The organism is Promicromonospora sp. AC04, from assembly GCF_003058225.1.
GTDB lineage: Bacteria > Actinomycetota > Actinomycetes > Actinomycetales > Cellulomonadaceae > Promicromonospora.
Window position 1 is genome coordinate 1 of sequence record NZ_QBUG01000026.1, and the last position, 1,023, is coordinate 1,023.

General features: G+C 61.1%; 2 pseudogenes. One reads left to right on the forward strand and one right to left on the reverse strand.

Annotation, left to right across the window (positions count from 1 at the left end):
• Window positions 1-484, forward strand: a pseudogene (locus tag C8K30_RS30145) (SAM-dependent DNA methyltransferase); the annotation flags it as partial.
• A 43-nt stretch (window positions 485-527) separates the two neighbouring features.
• Here the strand turns inward: C8K30_RS30145 and C8K30_RS30150 are convergent.
• A pseudogene (locus C8K30_RS30150) lies at window positions 528-1,023 on the reverse strand (SAM-dependent DNA methyltransferase); the annotation flags it as partial.

Here is a 1,023-nt window from a genome sequence, read left to right on the forward strand (position 1 = left end):
TATGCTCGGGGTGTTCGCCACCGATGAGTACGGTCTCCAGGCAGTCCTGTCATCGAGTTTGCATCAAATCTGGGCAATCACGTATGGCTCCGGCATGAGAAACGATCCCCGCTATACACCGTCAGACGTATTCGAGACTTTCCCGCGCCCGCCGCTTAGCGGGCGCCTCGAAGCGATCGGGCGCGTCCTGGACGAAGAGCGGCGGGAGATCATGCTCCGCTCGGGGCTCGGGCTGACGAAGCTCTACAACCGGGTCAACGACGCCGAGGTGCGCGGTGACGAGGATGTTGACCGTCTACGCGAACTGCATGTACATCTCGATCATGCTGTCGTCGAGGCCTACGGATGGCGCGACATCAGGCTGCAGCACGGCATCCATGGCTACCGGCAAACGATGCGCTGGACCGTAAGCCCGACTGCCCGGACAGAACTTCTCGACCGCCTTCTGGAGGAGAACCACCGACGCACCAACCGAGAAGCCTGACTTGACAGACAGACAGGCCCTGGCCCTGGCACCCAGCGTCCCTCTAGTCTGAGCCCCGCCGGGGGTCACGGGCGGGGCGCTGGTTCAGATTCAGAAGTCGGTCAAGGACCTCGACGCGTACCGCAGGATCCAGGGACCAACGTTGCAGCTGCCGGTAGGCATAAAAGCCGTGGCGTACAGCGAGATCTTCCCAGCCATAGGCCGCCACCGTTGCGGAGTCCACCTCGGCATGGATCTCTCGCAACCTGTCGATGTCTGTATCCCCTCTGACGTCGGAGTCGTTGACGCGGTTGTAGAGCTTCGTCAGCCCGAGCCCCGAGCGGAGCATGATCTCCTGCCGCTCTTCGTCCAGGACGCGCCCGATCGCTTCGAGGCGATCAGTGCTGTGAGGGCGGGGAAAGGTCTCGAATACATCCGACGGTGAATAGTTGATGTCTGACCTCATCGTGGACGTGTACTTGACCACCCAAAGGTAGTGGGCTGACGACGAGAGGATTGCCTGGTCTGCGTATAGGTTTGTAGCAAAGACACCTAGCTTG